At 36.6% G+C, this 19009-nt stretch carries 15 protein-coding genes and 2 riboswitches; of the genes, 13 read left to right on the top strand and 2 right to left on the bottom strand.

Translation table 11 applies throughout. The features are described 5' to 3' along the window. The first annotated feature begins 108 nt into the window (after window positions 1-108). The 11 genes from queG to ACRPLQ_RS25325 all read left to right on the top strand — a co-directional run bounded on the left by queG (window position 109) and on the right by ACRPLQ_RS25325 (window position 13246). Window positions 109-1245: a tRNA epoxyqueuosine(34) reductase QueG gene (queG, locus tag ACRPLQ_RS25375; RefSeq protein WP_033580873.1), complete on the top strand. Its 1137-nt coding sequence runs from the start codon at window positions 109-111 to the stop codon at window positions 1243-1245. Window positions 1246-1317: 72 nt separating this feature from the next. Then, a complete protein-coding gene (locus tag ACRPLQ_RS25370; protein ID WP_028412692.1) occupies window positions 1318-2205 on the top strand; it encodes an amidase domain-containing protein in 888 nt (295 codons plus the stop codon). A gap of 64 nt (window positions 2206-2269) precedes the next feature. Continuing rightward, the gene (gene trmL, locus ACRPLQ_RS25365; protein ID WP_016762878.1) at window positions 2270-2743 is read left to right on the top strand and encodes a tRNA (uridine(34)/cytosine(34)/5-carboxymethylaminomethyluridine(34)-2'-O)-methyltransferase TrmL; all 474 of its coding nucleotides are present in this window, start codon (window positions 2270-2272) and stop codon (window positions 2741-2743) included. A gap of 458 nt (window positions 2744-3201) precedes the next feature. Beyond that, window positions 3202-5097, top strand: a complete 1896-nt coding sequence (locus ACRPLQ_RS25360) for a PrkA family serine protein kinase (RefSeq protein ID WP_013055179.1) — start codon at window positions 3202-3204, stop codon at window positions 5095-5097. A gap of 324 nt (window positions 5098-5421) precedes the next feature. Further along, window positions 5422-6600: a sporulation protein YhbH gene (gene yhbH, locus ACRPLQ_RS25355; protein WP_028412691.1), complete on the top strand. Its 1179-nt coding sequence runs from the start codon at window positions 5422-5424 to the stop codon at window positions 6598-6600. Between the two features lie 104 nt (window positions 6601-6704). Beyond that, window positions 6705-7736 (top strand): DUF3231 family protein, encoded by a 1032-nt coding sequence (locus ACRPLQ_RS25350; RefSeq protein WP_028412690.1) that lies wholly within the window; start codon window positions 6705-6707, stop codon window positions 7734-7736. Between the two features lie 143 nt (window positions 7737-7879). Next, entirely contained in the window at window positions 7880-8776 is an 897-nt protein-coding gene (locus ACRPLQ_RS25345) for a cation diffusion facilitator family transporter (protein ID WP_226313313.1), read from the top strand. Window positions 8777-8881: 105 nt separating this feature from the next. Next, window positions 8882-10408 carry a spore germination protein gene (locus tag ACRPLQ_RS25340; RefSeq protein ID WP_165636553.1) on the top strand — a complete coding sequence of 509 codons (1527 nt, stop codon included), beginning with the start codon at window positions 8882-8884 and terminating at the stop codon, window positions 10406-10408. Then, on the top strand, window positions 10401-11492 hold the full coding sequence (locus ACRPLQ_RS25335) for a GerAB/ArcD/ProY family transporter (RefSeq protein ID WP_165636554.1): 1092 nt from the start codon (window positions 10401-10403) through the stop codon (window positions 11490-11492). Before ACRPLQ_RS25340 ends, ACRPLQ_RS25335 begins: the two co-directional genes overlap by 8 nt. Beyond that, a complete protein-coding gene (locus tag ACRPLQ_RS25330; protein WP_154990985.1) occupies window positions 11482-12591 on the top strand; it encodes a Ger(x)C family spore germination protein in 1110 nt (369 codons plus the stop codon). Before ACRPLQ_RS25335 ends, ACRPLQ_RS25330 begins: the two co-directional genes overlap by 11 nt. Before the next feature lie 199 nt (window positions 12592-12790). After that, window positions 12791-13246: a VanZ family protein gene (locus ACRPLQ_RS25325; protein WP_223269067.1), complete on the top strand. Its 456-nt coding sequence runs from the start codon at window positions 12791-12793 to the stop codon at window positions 13244-13246. Window positions 13247-13413: 167 nt separating this feature from the next. On the opposite strand, the gene thiC is transcribed toward ACRPLQ_RS25325, so the two are convergent. Together thiC and ACRPLQ_RS25315 are read right to left on the bottom strand one after the other, a co-directional pair. Continuing rightward, window positions 13414-15183: a phosphomethylpyrimidine synthase ThiC gene (thiC, locus tag ACRPLQ_RS25320; RefSeq protein WP_325076364.1), complete on the bottom strand. Its 1770-nt coding sequence runs from the start codon at window positions 15181-15183 to the stop codon at window positions 13414-13416. 114 nt (window positions 15184-15297) lie between these two features. Next, a riboswitch (TPP riboswitch) is annotated at window positions 15298-15412 on the bottom strand. Between the two features lie 81 nt (window positions 15413-15493). Beyond that, entirely contained in the window at window positions 15494-15784 is a 291-nt protein-coding gene (locus ACRPLQ_RS25315; RefSeq protein WP_014461804.1) for a hypothetical protein, read from the bottom strand. Between the two features lie 458 nt (window positions 15785-16242). Between ACRPLQ_RS25315 and ACRPLQ_RS25310 the strand changes: the two genes are divergently transcribed. Both ACRPLQ_RS25310 and ACRPLQ_RS25305 read left to right on the top strand, forming a co-directional pair. Then, entirely contained in the window at window positions 16243-17067 is an 825-nt protein-coding gene (locus tag ACRPLQ_RS25310; RefSeq protein WP_028412683.1) for an undecaprenyl-diphosphate phosphatase, read from the top strand. Window positions 17068-17340: 273 nt separating this feature from the next. Next, a riboswitch (cyclic di-AMP (ydaO/yuaA leader) is annotated at window positions 17341-17480 on the top strand. 106 nt (window positions 17481-17586) lie between these two features. Further along, window positions 17587-18846 carry a cation:dicarboxylate symporter family transporter gene (locus ACRPLQ_RS25305; protein WP_028412682.1) on the top strand — a complete coding sequence of 420 codons (1260 nt, stop codon included), beginning with the start codon at window positions 17587-17589 and terminating at the stop codon, window positions 18844-18846. Window positions 18847-19009: the final 163 nt, after the last annotated feature.

Genomic DNA, 19009 nt, shown 5'->3' with positions numbered 1-19009 from the left:
AATTAGTATTTGTTCGTTTATAGATACCATCCTATCATTTCATTGAGTGAGAAAACAGTTCAATGCATGAATATATAGAATTTCTTAGAAAGGAGGCTATTACTCACTATGAATGCGTATCAGTTGAAGGAAGAAATTATTTCATACAGCAAAGAGATTGGAATCGATAAGATTGGATTTGCGAGTGCTTCTATGTTTGATGAGTTAAAGAATCGATTGTTAGCACAGCAAGAGTTAGGTTATGCTTCAGGCTTTGAGGAACCTGATATTGAAAAAAGAGTAGATCCCACATTAGTTGTTCCAAAAGCTAGATCCATTATTTCAATTGCACTTGCGTATCCTTCTAAATTAAAGGATGCACCAAAGAGCACAAAGGAAGATCGCCGAGGGATCTTTTGCCGTGCTTCTTGGGGACAAGATTATCATACGGTTTTACGTGATAGGCTTCAAAAGCTTGAAGCTTTCATAAAAGAAAAAGTACCTGCAGCTATCCTTCAATCGATGGTAGATACAGGCGAGCTGTCGGACCGAGCTGTAGCAGAAAGAGCTGGTATTGGCTGGAGCGGTAAGAACTGTGCCATTATCACACCTGAATTCGGTTCCTACGTGTATTTAGGGGAAATGATTACAGATATCCCGTTTCCTCCTGATAAACCGATAGAAGACGGCTGTGGTACTTGTAATAAGTGCGTGGATGTGTGCCCTACCGGTGCGCTTGTAACAGGCGGTCAGCTGAATTCGCAGCGATGTATTGCCTTTTTAACCCAAACAAAAGGATTTTTAGCTGAAGAATTTCGAAGTAAATTAGGCAATCGTTTATATGGCTGTGATACATGTCAAACTGTGTGTCCTGAAAATAAAGGCAAAGACTTTCATTTTCACCCTGAGATGGAGCCTGACCCAGAACTTGCGAAGCCTAAATTAAAACCGCTTTTAACGATGAGTAATCGTGAGTTCAAAGAGAAATTTGGACATGTTTCAGGGTCATGGAGAGGGAAAAAGCCAATTCAGCGTAATGCCATTATTGCACTTGCCCATTTTAAAGACCAAACCGCTGTTCCAGATTTAATTGAGTTAATTAAAAATGACGTTCGCCCTGTCATTAGAGGAACGGCGGCATGGGCGTTAGGCAAAATTGGTGATAAAGAAGCATTAGATACACTTATGAACTTAAGAGAAAAAGAAAAGGACCAAGAAGTAATTGAAGAAATGTCAAAAGGTATAGAGATGCTTCAAGAGATCTAAACCGTATTTTTATTGATAAAGTTAGCTAATGAGTCATAGCGTATAATAAACGCTTAGAAAAGTGGTGACATTATGCTAACAAAAAGGAATGTATTATATACTTTAATTAAAGCGCGTGCGGACAGCTATGTAAAAGGTGAGCTTCATGAAGACTTTAAGCCTTTCATTGAACAGCAGTGTGAGCTAAAGCGGTCTCTTGTAAAAAAAAGAGAAGTTGATGTTTTAAAATGTAATATGAAAGGTTCTATTCAATCTGCTCATACGGATCAGGAAGAAACAAGAGTATTATATAAGGTGCACATTCAGGCATTTTTAAAACAAAACGATTTTTTCTATATAGAAGAAGAAATTGAAGATCGTTTAGCTCTTTTTTATAAAGATACACTTATTCAAGATGAGCTGCTGGTAAAGGATTTTTCTGAAGATGAGGTTGAAATGGATGTAGAAGAAGTAGAGGAAGACGAAGAAAGAGCCTCTTATTATGATCGTCTTGCAGCTGTTCAGTATGCAGAAAAACATTGGGATAAACCTAATGAAAGTTATAAGCAGTTTGAGGTAAACTGCACCAACTATATCTCACAGTGTTTGCATGCAGGAAAGGCGCCGATGCGGGGGTATCCTAAAAAAGCAAACGGATGGTGGATGAGAGGGAACGCCTGGAGCTATAGCTGGGCCGTTGCTCATTCCATGCACAGCTATTTAAGTAACTCCAAATCAGGACTTCGGGCTGTGAGGAAATCCTCAGCAAGCGAACTTGTCCCGGGAGACGTTATCTGCTACGATTTTGAAGGAGATGGAAGATGGAATCATACGACGATTGTTGTAGCAAAAGACGGTCACGGTATGCCTCTTGTGAATGCGAACACGTATAATAGTCGAATGAGATATTGGGCTTATGAAGATTCAACGGCTTACACGCCAAAGATTAAGTATGATTTTTTCCATATCGTTGATCGGTAAGTCTTTCGTTTTAGCAAGTTAGTGGTATAATGATGAATAGATTTGTTAGCAGAGGTGAAAATTTGTGGGAGTACACGTAGTGTTATTTCAACCAGAAATTCCAGCAAATACAGGAAATATTGCGCGAACATGTGCAGCAACAAATACGACGCTGCATTTAGTTCGGCCGTTAGGCTTTTCAACAGATGATAAAATGTTAAAGCGAGCTGGATTGGATTACTGGGAATTTGTAAATGTGGTGTATCATGATTCATTAGAAGAAGTATTTGAAAAGTATCCTGAAGCAGGCTTTTACTTCATCACAAAATTTGGTCAACAGCCACATACAACATTTGATTATAGTGACTTAGAGCAGGATCATTTCTTCGTATTTGGGAGAGAAACAAAGGGTCTGCCAAAGCACATTATTGAAGAGAACATGGAAAGATGTCTTCGTTTACCGATGACAGAAAATGTTCGTTCTTTAAATTTATCTAATACAGCAGCTATTTTAATCTATGAAGCGCTGCGTCAACAAAATTACGCTGGTTTATCTTAAATAAAAAGCGAGGTTCAATAAAATTTGAACCTCGCTTTTTTATTTATGTCGACGATGATATGTAGTGGTTATTTTTTAACACCCGGTTTATCATTGTATCCCGCTCTGAAGATGGATGCTAAAAAAGCAATTGTTACTCCTAATACTAAAAGTAAGCGCATTGATTTTCCTCCTCAATCTAATTAAAAGGATTATACAGCTACTGCAGTTAAAACCGACTTCCCATATCTCATGATGATAATAATGACAAAATAACTCTTCTAGAGACGTAAGTTCTCTAATAAAATTTAACCGTTCCTTCTTACTCTTTTATTATAGCTAATAAATACTTCACTGTGAATGCCTAGCAAGGACAAATTTCTGAATTTTACAATTTAAAAAGCATGTTCAAACATTTTGCTGCATAGATTGTATTAATCTTGTTCACTAGCACCATAACTAGTAGGGGAGGTCCTTTAATGGATATATTAAAGAAAGTTGAAAGATACCGCGAAGAAGAGAATCGTCTTAAGTGGGAAGGGACATTTGAAGAGTACCTAAAGCTGATTAAAGATGAGCCTTTAATTGCTCAGCCTGCACACTCTAGAGTATACAACATGATAAAGGATGCAGGAATTGAAGAGGTAAATGGTAAAAGACATTATAAATTTTTCAGTGGACAAATGTTTGGACTTGAAGATTCGCTAGAACGCTTGGTGGAAGAATATTTTCACCCAGCTGCAAAGCGTTTAGATGTTCGTAAACGTATTTTACTTTTAATGGGTCCAGTAAGTGGTGGTAAATCGACGCTAGTGACCATGTTAAAAAGAGGGCTTGAAGCTTATTCGCTTACTGATCGAGGAGCTGTTTACGCTATTAAAGGATGCCCAATGCATGAAGATCCGCTGCATTTAATTCCACATCATTTACGTAAAGACTTCTTTGAAGAGTATGGTATCCGAATTGAAGGAAACTTATCTCCTTTAAATACAATGCGATTAGAGGAAGAGTATGGCGGCAGAATTGAAGACGTCATCATCGAACGCATTTTCTTCTCAGAGGACAAACGAACTGGAATTGGAACGTTCAGTCCTTCTGATCCGAAATCTCAAGACATTGCTGACCTAACAGGAAGCATTGACTTTTCAACAATTGCAGAGTATGGATCTGAGTCAGATCCGCGCGCTTACCGCTTTGACGGAGAGCTTAATAAAGCAAACCGGGGAATGATGGAGTTCCAAGAGATGTTAAAATGTGACGAGAAATTTTTATGGCATTTACTCTCTTTAACCCAAGAAGGAAACTTTAAAGCAGGAAGATTTGCTTTAATTAGTGCAGATGAATTAATCGTAGCGCATACAAATGAAACAGAGTATCGCTCGTTTATTTCCAATAAGAAAAATGAAGCTTTGCATTCACGAATTATTGTAATGCCTGTTCCATATAACTTAAAAGTGAGTGATGAGGAAAAAATTTATGACAAAATGATTCGTGAAAGTGACGTATCAGATGTTCATATTGCCCCTCATACGCTACGTATTGCGTCTATCTTTACTACGTTAACAAGATTAAAAGAGCCTAAAAAAGGCGATATCGATTTGTTAAAGAAAATGCGCTTATACGACGGTCAATCTGTAGAAGGCTATAACGATGCAGACGTAGAAGAGTTACAAAAAGAGTATACGGATGAAGGAATGAGCGGTATTGATCCGCGTTATGTCATTAACCGCATTTCATCTACCATCATTCGAAAAGATATTAAATCAATCAATGCATTAGATGTACTGCGTTCATTGAAGGAAGGGTTAGCACAGCATGCGTCTATTTCTGCTGAGGACCGAGAGCGTTACCTGAATTATATTTCTCTGGCGCGTAAAGAATATGATGAAATTGCTAAAAAAGAAGTGCAAAAAGCGTTCGTTTATTCTTACGAAGAGTCTGCTAAAACATTAATGGATAATTATTTAGATAATGTCGAAGCATACTGCAACAAAAATAAGCTTCGTGATCCGTTAACAGGAGAAGAGTTAAATCCAGATGATAAATTAATGCGTTCAATTGAAGAACAAATTGGTATTTCAGAAAATGCGAAAAAAGCATTCCGCGAAGAAATCTTAATTCGTATTTCCGCTTATGCACGTAAAGGAAAACGATTTGACTATAATTCTCATGAACGCTTACGTGAAGCGATTCAGAAAAAACTGTTTGCAGATTTAAAAGACGTAGTGAAAATTACAACGTCCACTAAAACACCAGATGAGCAGCAGCTGAAGAAAGTAAATGAAGTAGTGGCTCGATTGATTGATGAGCATGGATACAATTCAGTATCTGCTAATGAACTGCTGCGCTATGTAGGAAGTTTGTTAAATCGATAACTCAGTACTAACAAGAAAACATGGCACTTCCGATCTGTGCCATGTTTTTCTTATCTCTTAAAATAAACTCTGCATAATTAGGCTATTGTGTAGTACGCATTGCACTTAACCATCATATGATAAGTCATAAACATATACATGACACTAGACACTATAAAATGAATAGTTAATAGTAAAAGAATTAGTTAGCAAGTATACCATTCTTGCGCATAGGATAAGAGTAACCAACCTTTGAACTAAAGGTATTTGTCAGAAACTTTCGGTATAGCTTATGCATGCCGAGTAAAAACGTGCAGGTGTTTTTTAAATAAGGAGGGTAATAGCGTGGGAAAAGAAGTAGATAAAAGTTTTGCTGTCTCAAAAGAAGACTGGTCCCTCCATCGTAAAGGCCACGATGATCAAAAAAGACATCAAGAAAAAATTAAAGAAGCCATTAAAAATAATTTACCGGACTTAATTACAGAAGAAAATATCGTGATGTCCAATGGAAGAGAAGTTGTTAAAATCCCGATCAAATCATTGGATGAATATCGAATTCGGTACAATTATGATAAAAACAAACATGTGGGTCAAGGTGATGGAGACAGTAAAGTTGGGGATGTAGTAGCACGTGACGGATCTGCTGGAGATGGTCAAAAAGGAGCAGGAAAAGGTCAAGGAGCAGGTGACCAGGCTGGAGAAGACTACTTTGAAGCGGAAGTGTCCCTCATGGAACTTCAAGAGGCTTTATTTGCTCAATTAGAACTGCCTAATCTTCAGCGAAAAGAATCTGATCAAATTGTTGTGGAACACATTGAATTTAATGATATACGACGTACAGGTTTGATGGGGAATATTGATAAAAAACGAACGATGATGAGCGCTTATAAGCGAAACGCAATGACAGGAAAGCCTGCTTTTCATCCTATTTATCCGGAGGATTTAAAATTTAAAACGTGGAATGAAGTTATAAAGCCAGAATCGAAAGCAGTCGTTTTAGCTATGATGGATACGAGCGGTTCGATGGGCATATGGGAAAAATATATGGCACGAAGCTTTTTCTTTTGGATGACACGCTTTTTACGTACGAAATACGAAACGGTGGAAATTGAATTTATTGCGCATCATACAGAGGCAAAAGTAGTGTCAGAAGAAGACTTCTTCTCCAAAGGAGAAAGTGGAGGAACCATCTGCTCATCTGCTTACCGAAAAGCACTTGAATTAATTAACCAAAAGTATGATCCGAGCCGTTATAATATTTACCCGTTTCATTTTTCAGATGGTGATAACTTAACTTCAGATAACGCAAGGTGTGTAAAGTTAGTAAATGAATTAATGAAAGTGTCAAATATGTTTGGGTATGGGGAAGTGAATCAGTACAATCGACATTCCACTTTAATGTCTGCGTACAAAAACATTCAAGACGAAAGCTTTAGACACTTTATTTTAAAACAAAAATCAGACGTTTTTCATGCGATGAAAAGCTTTTTTAGAAAAGAGACCGAAGACCAAAAATATGCATAACCTAAAAGGCCTAGACTTGTTATCTAGGTCTTTTTTATGCGGTTTATTCAGCGCTTCTTTGGAGATAGTAAAAGTACGACTTTATCCAAAAGGAGAATAAGTGAATGAACGAAAATATAAAGAGTGAAATGCAAAAACATCAACAAAATCAGCGGTTGAATGCAGCCGAGTTAGGTTACTTATGGGCGCAATATTTAGGCGATACGCTGTATGTATGCGTTCTTGGATATTTTCTATCTGTTGTAAAAGATCCAGAGATTAAGGAACTTTTAAAAAAAGCACATCAGTTTTCACAAACTCATGTAGACGAATTGACGGAATTATTCAGTTCAGAAAAAATTCCAATTCCAGTAGGGTTTGGGGAACAAGATGTGAACAAAGGAGTTCCTGCTTTATTTGATGATATTTTTATGGCTATTTATGTAAACGAAATGGCCATTGGAGGTATGAAGAAATATGCCAGAGCGCTAAGCGCAGTGAGAAGGCAAGATATTTATGACCACCTATCTCGATGTGTAAAAGAAAGCGACATTCTTTTAGAGAATTCTAACCACGTTATTTTAAGAAAAAGCATGCTGATGAGACCTCCGGTTATTCCTTATCCTGTAAAAGTGAATTTTGTGGACGAAAAAACATTTATATCACCATTTTTCTCTCAAATGCATCCTTTAACTTCTTTAGAGGTTACCGCTATTCAAGAAATTGTTAATACAAATGTATTAGGTAAAACGCTGATGCTGGCCTTTAGTCAAGTAGCTACCACACAAAAATTACGCTCTTATTTTTTTGATGGAGTCAAGCTTGCAAGTAAGCAAATCAAGCACTTCACCGAATTACTGTCTGAAGCTGATTTACCAAGTCCGAGGCTGCTTGATGCATATGTAACCAACTCAACGATTTCACCGTTTTCAGATAAGCTGATGATGTATCATACTTCTACAGCGGTGACGATCGCTATTGATAACTGCGGTGCTGGTTTGTCTATGGCCTTCCGTTCGGATGTAGCAGTAGAATTTTCTCAGCTAATTGGGCGTATAGGGAAGTATGGAAAAGATGGAATTCGAATTATGATTGAGCAAGGGTGGATGGAAGAACCTCCAATGGCAACTGATCGTAAGAAGTTGGCAGAGAAATAAGAAAGATATGTTGTGGATTATCAGTAATTTTGCGGTGCTGAAACATATATAGCTAAATGAAAATAGGTTGCTCTAGACCCACTTGAATGAACAGTGATAAGATAAAAAAGCTGATTTTTCAAGAAGTAAGTCGAGGTGTGCAAATGAATAATAGTATAAGGGAGTCCATTGCGAAAAAAGTAGCATGGATTAGCGTATGGAGCAATATTGCCCTTACGCTAGGAAAAGTAATAGTAGGATGGATTGGAAATAGTGATGCCGTATTTGCTGATGGTATTCACTCTGCAGCGGACGTATTTGCCTCTATTATTGTCTTGTTGGTTATACGAGTAGCAAATAAGCCAGCAGATGATGATCATCCATACGGGCATGGAAAAGCAGAAGTAATTGTCTCAGGAATTGTAGGAATTATTTTATTGCTTGTATCATTTTATGTGGTATTTGAAGGAGTCGTTGGTTTATTCCATCCGGTTGAATCTCCAAATATTTTAGCCATGTGGATTGCTGTTATTTCATACATAGCAAAGGTATTGTTGTACCGTTATTCTTTAAACGTAGCGAAGCAGCACCACAGTAAGGCAATTGAGGCAATTGCATTTGATCATAAAGCAGATATTGTTGCTTCTATTGCGGCGGCAATTGGTGTTTTATTATCCATTATTGGTGATAAAATGGATGTTCAACTGCTGTTATACGGAGATAAAATAGCAAGTATCTTTGTTGCTTATTTAATTTTTAACATTGCCAGACAAATGATGGGAGAGTCTTTTCAAATCTTAATGGAAGGCAATATTGATGAAGAGCTACTGAAAGAACTTGAAGAAAGTATTTATGAATTTGAAGATGTGAAGCGGATTGATCGCGTCCGAGCAAGAGAACATGGCCATTACATATTAGTGGATGTACGTATTTCAATTGACCACTTTAAAACAATTAAGGAAGGTCATGATTTAGGACGAGAAATCAAAGCTACACTTATGAAAAAGCATGATAATATTCAAGAAGTACTGATTCATTTGAATCCGTATTTTCCAGATTAAAAAGACGCAGCGAAAAAATTTCCGCTGCGTCTTTTTGCATTTTTTTACATACTATTTATTTTTTTAGAAACAATGAATAATAACAAGAGACATCGAGGCAGGTGAGTGGCACTGTTAATCAAACGAAGATCTAAATGGAAAAAAAGTCCTATCTCCCTTGAAGCAGAAGAAAAAGCAGAAATTGAACCTGGTAAAAACATAGAAGAAATTGTAAAAGAACTTGAAGAACGGTTAGATTATTCAAACGATATAGGGAAAAGACAGCTGAAATTTAATCACGAGAGTGCACTTTTAGTCTATTTTGTCCCTCTTATGGATTCAATGAAGCTAAACGATCATGTTATCAAACCTTTATTAATAGAAAAAGAAGGAGAGATAAAAGAAGTCATACAGGCCGCTTCGATTACTCCTACAAAAGATTTGGATGAAATGATTAGTTTAATGAGCCGAGGTGCGTCTATTCTACTAATTGAGAATGATTCGTTTGTTTATGCAATTGACTCTACCAAAACGGCTACAAGAGAAGTTAATCAAGCACTGAACGAAAAAGTGGTTAGAGGTTCACAGGAAAGTTTTGTTGAGAGTTTGGACAAAAATCTAAACATGATGCGTCAAAAATTTTTAGATGGAAGCCTTATTGTACGCTACATCGAAGTAGGCAGTATTTCACGCACTCGAGTAGCAGTTTTATATCTGAAAAATATAGCGAACATAGAAATTTGTAATATGATTATTGATCGTATCAAACAAATTGAAGTGGATGGAGTAGATAGTGGGAGTGTCATTGAAGAGGCTCTAGAAGATTCACCTCTGTCACCATTTCCTCAGCTGCTGAATACAGAAAGGCCGGATCGAGTAATGGGTAACTTGTTAGAAGGAAGAATGGCAGTTTTAACAAATGGTAATAGTTCTGCATTGATTGCCCCTGTTAACTTTTTTACTTTTTATCAATCACCCGAAGATTATAATACGCGTGCACTTTATGGCTCATTTTTTCGGCTTTTACGCGTATTTAGTTTTTTTGTTGCGATGAGTTTACCTGCAATTTATATAGCAACGATTTCTTTTCATTACGAGTTAATTCCTCTAGACTTAGTTTTTACCGTAAAAGGCTCTCTTGAGAACGTTCCGTTTCCTCCGATAGTAGAAGCGTTTATTATGGTTTTAATATTAGAGTTACTAAAAGAGGCGTCGCTCAGGCTGCCTTCATCAATTGCTCAAACAATTGGAGTCGTTGGGGGATTAGTTATCGGAACGGCCATCGTTGAGGCGAGTTTAGTTTCAAATATGATGATTATTGTTATTGCTCTAACAGCCGTTTCTTCCTTTGTTGTGCCGTCAAACGAAATGAGTACCACGCTGCGGATTTTAAGTTTTCCTATGATGATTGGAGCAGCCGCTTTTGGCTATTTGGGTATTGTTTTTGTACTAGTTCTTATTGTTATGCATTTAGTTATTTTAGAGTCTATTACGATGCCTTACTTAATCCCTTTTGCGCCATTTAAATTTTCTGGCTTAAAGGATGTTTTTATAAGGATGCATCAGCTCTATTTGAATGAAAGGCCTGCTAACGCTAAGCCTCAAAAACGCCAACGTCAAAAAGCGATAAGGAATTGGGATTCAAATGAATAAAAATAGTATTTCAGCCAGCCAGCTGTTCTTTATCATTTTGCAAACTCAAATTGGTATTGGTGTTTTAGGGTTACCTTATAACTTATTTAAGACGGCGCATACGGACGGCTGGATTTCCATGTTAATTAGCGGGTGTATAATTCAAGTCATTACATTGTTCCACTGGGGACTAACGCATCGGTTGCCAGGTCTAACTTTATATCAAATGACCAGCAAGCTGCTTGGTAAGTGGATAGGAAATTTTCTAAATGTAGGATATGTATTTTATTACATCATTGTTTCAAGTGTTATTACTGTTTTGTATGTAAACGTGTTAAAGCGCTGGCTGTACCACTTGACGCCAGCTTATGTTCTTGTCTTTTTATTAGTTGTTATTGCTCTATATTTTGCAAAAGAGAATGTTCGAAACATAGGGCGTTTTTTTACAATTGTATCTGTATTTTTAATCATTTTAGTCTTACTGGTGTCAAATGCTTATAAAGAGGCTGATGTCCGGTATCTATTTCCGATTGGGCACAGCGGTATTCAAAATATCTTGCTAGCGTCAAAAGAAGGAAGTATCTCAATGCTAGGCTTTGAAGCCATTTTGATTTTAGCACCGTTTGTAAAGGCAAAATCCACTATGACATTGAAAATGGTCATGCTTAGTAATTGTATCGTTACGATTTTATATGTGTATATTATCATTGCTTGTTATATGTTTTTTAGCCCAGATGAAATTTTAATTGTACCAGAACCGGTTTTATATATTTTGAAGGCGACACAAAACTCAGTGATTGAACGAATCGATTTGGTTTTTATTACTTTTTGGATTATTTCTGTTATTACGTCCCTTATTATGTACGTGTATATTTCAAGTGTAGGCATGCAGGAAATATTCAAAAAGAAAACTCACCGTCCGTTTGTTCCAATTGTATTGATATTCGTAACAGGTCTTTCTATTTATTTTTCAAGAACGGATAATCTTGTGGCAGCTTTGTCACAGGCAACTAACTACTTAATTTACGTATTCATTTTCTGTATTCCTATTTGTTTGTTAATTCTATCATGGATAAGAAAAGGAACAGTAAAAAATGAAGTATAAACTTATCAAGGTATTGAGCATATGTTTAATTTTAAGTTTTCTAACAGGATGCTGGGATCAAAAATTGTTAAAAGATACGATGTTTTTGTCTACAGTGGCTTATGAAAAAAAGAAAGATAAGGTGATTTCTACTATTGCGATCCGTTCCTATACGTCTAAAGAAGGGACATTAGTGAATAAAACCTATCATGTAGCAGGGGATTCACCTCGAGACGATCGTACAAAAATTAACCAGCAGGTTTCTGGAATTGTTATGTCTGCTAAAAAAAGAATTGTTTTATTTGAAAATCAATTAGCTAAGGAGGGTGTATTAGAATTATCCGACGTTTTATATCGCACATCAGAAAGTCCTTTGACAGCTAAGTATGTCATTGTAGAAGGAAAGCCGAGTACCATAGTTGAATTACAGCAAGTAGGAGAAGAGCTAATTGGAGAGTATTTAGACGGAGTTGTTCATACGGCTGAAGTCAATTCTTTAGTGCCTGTTGAAACTCTTCAGTCACTTTGTACCGTTTTATTTGATGAAGGAAAAGGACTAGCACTCCCTTATGTGAAATTAAATACTGAAAATAAGACCGTTGATGTAATCGGTACAGCTTTATTTAATGAAGATAAATTTTCAGGCATTACATTAAATCCTGAGGAATCCAAGGTGCTTCTTTTATTAGGAAATCAAAAAGGTAAATATATGATTATGAGTCACAAAATTACCATACATGATCAACAGTATGTAGTATCGTATGATGTGTCAGGCGCTAAAGCAAAAATGCACCTTAAACCGGATGCGATGTACGGAGCGAAAGTAACCATACCGCTACATGTAAAAGTAAGCATTAATGAATTTACCAAAAATGAAATGTCATCTCCTGCATTGACAAAAAAGGTGCAGGAAGAAATTGAAAAGATTCTACAAAAAAAAGCTGAAAAAGTAGTTGGAAAGCTACAAAAAGCTAACTGTGATTTTCTGGAAATAGGAAGAGAAGCAGCTGCTTATCATCCGAGTATATGGAAAAGGCTTAAATGGAGACAGGACTATAAAAACATCTCGATTAATCCGAAAGTACAAGTGGAAATTATCCATCGTGGAATTATTAATTAAAAAAAGTCATGCGAAACGCATGGCTTTTTTTAAGTGGAAAAATGTTAGTTTACAAAATAATAAAAAGGGAATTGTATTTATTTATTGATGTGATAGGATAAAAAAAGCATGTAAATCCATTCACTACGAATGAAAGCAGTGGACATATACATATAGATAATAATAAATGGTTTGGGGAGTCAAAGAAGGTGATGTTGAAGTGAATGTAAGCATCAGGTCAATCGTTAAAAAAGTCATGTTCATTCTATTTATTGCGTATACGGCAGTGGTCATTTATGCTACTCTCATACGCGAAAACGAACATGTTTACGGAAAAGCAATGAACTTGGATTTATTTAGTACAATCCGTCTGATGTGGGACAGCGGTAATATAATGCTCACTCTGACAAATATACTGGGAAATATCGTGATGTTTGCGCCGCTTGGAATGTTTATTCCGTTGTTTATGAAGTGGTTTGACGGTTTTATTCAAGTCTTTACGACTGGTTTCTTAATCAGTTTTCTGATTGAAATTTTACAGTACAAGCTAACGGAACGAGTATTTGATATTGATGATATCTTTTTGAATACGCTAGGTACATTTATAGGCTGGGTTATTATTAAAATACTATATTGGATCAAGAACATGCTGAAAGCACGTTTCAAAAAAAGATGAAAGGACTTCTTTACGAAGTCCTTTTTGCATCTTGTTGATAGAAACACTTAATGCAGCGTCTTACGGAAGAATGTGAGGATTCAACGATAATGTGCTGACAATTTTGCTGAACAAATAATAACTTTTCTTCAAGCTGCTTAATTTGTTTTTTTAGCTGTTCTACTTCATTATTGATAGATATTTGAACCACTGTTAACAAACTCTTTAGCTTTTTCTTTCATTCCTTCTTTTCTTACTTCGTTTACATCTTTTTCATTTTCTTGAGTCATGTTACGAATATCTTGAGAAATACGCATCGAACAGAATTTAGGTCCACACATTGAACAGAAATGGGCTGTTTTAGCACCTTCAGCGGGAAGTGTTTCATCGTGATATTCTTTTGCGCGCTCTGGATCTAGTGACAGGTTAAATTGATCATTCCATCTAAATTCAAATCTTGCTTTAGACAGAGCATTATCGCGTTTTTGTGCTCCTGGATGGCCTTTTGCTAGGTCAGCAGCATGCGCAGCAATTTTATAGGTGATAACGCCTTCGCGAACGTCTTCTTTATTCGGGAGTCCTAAATGTTCTTTTGGCGTTACGTAGCAAAGCATAGCTGTCCCAAACCAGCCAATCATTGCAGCACCAATACCTGATGTAATATGGTCATAGCCTGGAGCGATGTCGGTTGTAAGCGGTCCAAGAGTATAGAAGGGAGCTTCCTGGCATATTTCCATTTGTTTATCTACGTTTTCTTTGATGAGATGCATTGGAACATGTCCAGGACCTTCAATCATAACTTGAACATCGTGTTTCCAAGCAATTTTAGTTAATTCACCAAGCGTTTCTAATTCACCGAACTGTGCCTCATCATTAGCATCTGCAATGGAACCAGGACGTAGCCCATCGCCAAGCGAAATAGCAATATCGTATGCTTTACAGATTTCACAGATTTCTTCAAAGCGAGTATATAAAAAGTTCTCTTCATGATGAGCTAAACACCACTGCGCCAAGATGGATCCTCCGCGTGAAACAATACCTGTCGTACGTTTCGCTGTCAGAGGAATATAACGTAAAAGAACACCTGCGTGAATAGTAAAGTAATCAACACCTTGTTCTGCTTGTTCAATTAATGTATCGCGGTATGCTTCCCACGTTAGATCTTCTGCTACGCCTTTTACTTTTTCAAGCGCTTGGTAAATAGGAACGGTCCCTACAGGAACAGGCGAGTTGCGGATAATCCATTCGCGTGTTGTGTGAATATCCTTTCCAGTTGATAGATCCATAATTGTATCGGCTCCCCAACGCGTTGCCCATGTCATTTTTTCTACTTCATCTTCAATAGCTGAACGAATAGCTGAATTTCCGATATTAGCATTAATTTTCACATGGAATTTGCGGCCGATAATCATCGGTTCGCTCTCAGGGTGATTGATATTATTAGGGATAATTGCACGTCCTCTTGCTACTTCTTCACGCACAACTTCAGGATTCATCTGTTCACGAATAGCGATAAATTCCATTTCGGGCGTGATGATTCCTTTTTTCGCATAGTGCATTTGCGTTACATTTTGATTTTTTTTCGCGCGCAAAGGTAAACGTTTAGTGATAAAGCGCTCGTACTGATCTCTTGGATCACCGTCATAATAACCGTTATCCTGTGGCTGAACCGTACGGCCTTGATATGTTTCTACATCGTTTCGTTCTGCAATCCACTTTTCGCGCAGAGCCGGTAATCCTTTTTGTAAATTAATTTCATAAGAGGGATCTGTATAAACACCGCTCGTGTCGTATACACGTACGGGACTATTTTCTTCTTCACCAAAAGACCCTGTAGTAGGAGACTGATGAATTTCACGCATAGGTACTTTAAGGTCTTGTCTGGATCCTTGGACATATACTTTGTGACTGTTTGGAAAAGGCTTTTTCATAGAAACTGATACATTTTGTTTTGACATTACATATTCCTCCGGTTTCGCATAAAGTGTAGCTATACCGAACCATAAAAAAAATCGGGTTCTGTGATAGACAGAACCCGATGGAATAGGCAAAAAAAGAATAAAACTATACTATTCTTTTCAAGACTACTTCCCTCCGCTGGTATAACCCAAATCAGGTTCAAAGGGTTAAAGAGTTTTATTGCACTCTTCTCTCAGTCTGAGCTATCAGACACCCCTAGTAGAAATAACATTCAAATTATTCAATTTACGGCTTAAGTTTACCATCATTCGGTAAAAAATCAACCCTTAAATAAAAAAAGCTAGACAATTAGCGTTGTCTAGCAGCATCGATTGCAATCACAATAGCTGTAATAATATGCATGATAAATCCCAAAAATGGAATCCAAGCAACCAGTGAGGTAACAAGTCCTAGTATGTTTCCATAAGCAGATAACCCTCGTCTATTAGCTAAAATGAGTGTGATAGCATGAAGAATAAATCCAATAAAAAGAGGAGTATAGCTAAAGCCCATAACAATCCCCGCGCCAATTAAAGGAATTCCCAGCAAGGCTTCATACCCAGCAGTGACCCATTTCATTGTACGTACATTTCCATTCATAGTAAAAAGCCTCCTAAAAAAGATACTACTATATACGAGAAAAGAGAGAAAAAAGTTTCAAATTACTTAGGGGATATGTCGTATAAGTCAGCCCTATTGGAATAAAATGATAGATGACAGTAAAGGGGGATGGAAAAAACATAATAATTTAGTCATTTTTTTACACTAAAGAAAAATAGTCTAGATGATTCATTTTTAGCTAAGGGACCAGAATTTATACTGAACATAGTGACTGCTTTTTAAAATAAATAAAAGCTGATATCGTGTTTTTTGGTTGTAGCATGTAAGCTTTTTATTACAAATTATTAAAGATTCTTATCTTTTTGCAAATACACATTGTATTTCATAGTTTTAACAATTATGATAAAAAAGCAAGTGTCAAAATAGGAAAATAGTTGAGCATGTAAAACGAAGCGATAAGCTTATTAATTTGAAAGAAAGGCAAGGTACATAGCTTTATGTGGGAAATTATTGTAGCAATCATTTTAGGGATTGTAGAAGGTTTAACAGAGTTTGCTCCCGTTTCGTCAACTGGGCATATGATTATTGTGGATGACCTGTGGTTAAATTCAAAAGAATTATTTTCATCTCCAGTAGCTAATACATTTAAGATTGTTATTCAGCTAGGGTCGATCTTAGCAGTAGTTGTTATTTTTAAAGATCGTTTTATTAATTTATTAGGATTGGGAAAAAAACCAGCTGCTGCAATTGGACCGACAAATCGCTTAAATTTAATGCAAGTAATTGTTGGTTTGTTACCCGCAGGAGTGTTAGGACTTTTGTTTGATGATTACATTGATGAACATTTGTTTTCTTTAAATACGGTGCTAATTGGCTTAGTGGTCGGAGCTGTATTAATGATTCTAGCAGATTTGTTTGGACCTAAACGTCCGCGTGTAGAGACGGTGGACCAAATGTCTTATGGACAAGCACTAGGTATAGGACTGTTTCAATGTATTGCTCTTTGGCCAGGTTTTTCTCGTTCAGGCTCAACGATTTCAGGAGGGGTTCTTCTTGGAATGAGCCATAAGGCAGCCGCAGATTTTACATTTATTATGGCAGTGCCAATTATGGCAGGAGCAAGTGGACTTTCATTGGTTAAAAACTGGCAGTATTTCACATCAGATGCACTACCGTTTTTTATTGCTGGTTTTATCAGCGCCTTTATTTTTGCGCTTATATCGATTCGCTTTTTCTTAAAATTAATCAACCGCATTAAATTAGTTCCGTTTGCCATTTATCGAATTGTCTTAGCGGCTATTCTATATTTTGTATTTTTATAAAATAAATAAGCGTATTTTATAGCCATTTAAACTTCTGATAAAGACTTAAAAAGCAAGAAAAAGCTATTGCAACATTGCAATAGCTTTTTTGCATAAATATATATTATTGTCTTTTGAAAGCGTTTTATAAACATGGGTATTGACAAAACGTGTCGAAAAATAGTAAATTAATATTTGTGCAGTATAAAGTTAAGTAAAAGTAAGACTTCTGTTTAGTTTTATTGACTGTAAAAAACGTATGACAACGTATAGATCGTTTTAATTTTATAAAAATTGAATAATAAGCTTAATCGTATAGAGCGGGGGAATCATTATCGGCAGTAAAGCTGCCTTGGGGTGAATCCTTACAAAAGGTAGGAAACTCTCAATTCCGAATCCGACAGTTAACCTCGTTTGCTTTATTGAGAGAAAGAGCCCAAAATAGCGTAAGTAAAAGGCTGTTCTTTCTTAAGAATAGTCTTTTTTTGTTTTTTCAGAAAAGTATATACAAATGTCATACATCTTTGGGGAGGTACATCTATGAAAAAAATTCGTTTTGGTTTGGCTACGCAGATTTTTACCGGTTTAATCCTCGGTGTTCTTGTAGGAGTAATTTGGTTTAACGATCCGCGTGTAGTAACATACCTGCAGCCGCTGGGAGACTTGTTCTTAAGATTGATTAAGATGATTGTTATTCCAATTGTTATCTCAAGTTTAGTCGTTGGAGTTGCAGGAGCAGGTAGCGGTAAACAGGTCGGAAAGCTTGGCGTTAAAACCATTCTCTATTTTGAAATTATTACAACTTTCGCAATTGTAATCGGTGTATTGATTGCTAATATTTTTCACCCTGGACAAGGTGTAGACATTCATTCAGCACAGAAGAGTGATATTTCACAATACGTTGAAACATCCGAACAGCAAGAAGGAAAGTCAGTGGCTGAAACGTTCTTACACATTGTTCCGACAAACTTTTTCCAGTCAATTGTTGAAGGGGACATGCTAGCAATTATCTTCTTTACAGTATTGTTCGCACTTGGAGTAGCGGCAATTGGAGAAAGAGGAAAGCCTGTTGTTCAATTCTTTGACGGCGTTTCTCACGCAATGTTTCACGTGGTAAACCTAGTAATGAAAGTGGCTCCGATTGGAGTATTTGCTTTAATTGGTGTAACAGTTTCGAAATTCGGTTTAGAGTCACTCCTTTCATTAGGAAAGCTTGTTATCTTAGTTTACTTAGCGTTAATTTTCTTCCTACTTGTTGTATTAGGAGGAATTGCGAAATGGGCAGGAATTAACATTTTCCACTTATTCCGCTATATGAAAGATGAACTGTTGTTAGCATACAGTACATCTAGTTCTGAGACAGTTCTTCCGCGAATTATGGAAAAACTTGAAAAGATGGGCTGTCCAAAAGCTATCGTATCGTTCGTTGTACCAATTGGTTATACATTTAACCTAGATGGTTCTGTTCTCTATCAAGCGATTGCAGCGTTATTCTTAGCGCAGGTGTATGGTATTGATTTAACGATCGTTCAACAGCTGACGCTCATTCTGGTATTGATGGTTACATCTAAAGGAATGGCTGCGGTGCCAGGAACATCATTTGTTGTATTACTGGCTACTCTTGGAACAATCGGCGTTCCGGCAGAAGGATTAGCCTTCATTGCGGGAGTAGACAGAATCATGGATATGGCACGTACGGTTGTTAACTTAGTAGGAAACACACTAGCAGCAATTGTGATGTCTAAATCTGAAGGCAAATTTGACCCTAAAAAAGGTACAGAGGTCATGAGAGCCGGCTAATTTATAAATTAAAAAGCTACTTATTCTATTCAAAAAATTAGAATAAGTAGCTTTTTTCATAATAATTCCTTTATTATTATGGAAATTGACCCTATAATATGTAACATCAGGTATAAATATATCCAAATTTTATTCTTACATAAAAGCAGTCACTGGTTCCTTT

This window comes from Priestia sp. TRN 1309 (genome assembly GCF_050846875.1).
Taxonomy (GTDB): domain Bacteria; phylum Bacillota; class Bacilli; order Bacillales; family Bacillaceae_H; genus Priestia; species Priestia zanthoxyli.
Note: the sequence above shows the minus strand (reverse complement) of the source record. Positions and strands in the feature narration are given on the sequence as shown.

Bases quoted from the DNA above. Each gene is read 5' to 3' on its own strand.
- queG (WP_033580873.1), top strand. From the start codon at position 109: ATGAATGCGTATCAGTTGAAGGAAGAAATTATTTCATACAGCAAAGAG.
- ACRPLQ_RS25370 (WP_028412692.1), top strand. From the start codon at position 1,318: ATGCTAACAAAAAGGAATGTATTATATACTTTAATTAAAGCGCGTGCG.
- ACRPLQ_RS25360 (WP_013055179.1), top strand. From the start codon at position 3,202: ATGGATATATTAAAGAAAGTTGAAAGATACCGCGAAGAAGAGAATCGT.
- ACRPLQ_RS25350 (WP_028412690.1), top strand. From the start codon at position 6,705: ATGAACGAAAATATAAAGAGTGAAATGCAAAAACATCAACAAAATCAG.
- ACRPLQ_RS25345 (WP_226313313.1), top strand. From the start codon at position 7,880: ATGAATAATAGTATAAGGGAGTCCATTGCGAAAAAAGTAGCATGGATT.
- ACRPLQ_RS25335 (WP_165636554.1), top strand. From the start codon at position 10,401: ATGAATAAAAATAGTATTTCAGCCAGCCAGCTGTTCTTTATCATTTTG.
- ACRPLQ_RS25330 (WP_154990985.1), top strand. From the start codon at position 11,482: ATGAAGTATAAACTTATCAAGGTATTGAGCATATGTTTAATTTTAAGT.
- thiC (WP_325076364.1), bottom strand. From the start codon at position 15,183: ATGTCAAAACAAAATGTATCAGTTTCTATGAAAAAGCCTTTTCCAAAC.
- ACRPLQ_RS25315 (WP_014461804.1), bottom strand. From the start codon at position 15,784: ATGAATGGAAATGTACGTACAATGAAATGGGTCACTGCTGGGTATGAA.
- ACRPLQ_RS25310 (WP_028412683.1), top strand. From the start codon at position 16,243: ATGTGGGAAATTATTGTAGCAATCATTTTAGGGATTGTAGAAGGTTTA.
- ACRPLQ_RS25305 (WP_028412682.1), top strand. From the start codon at position 17,587: ATGAAAAAAATTCGTTTTGGTTTGGCTACGCAGATTTTTACCGGTTTA.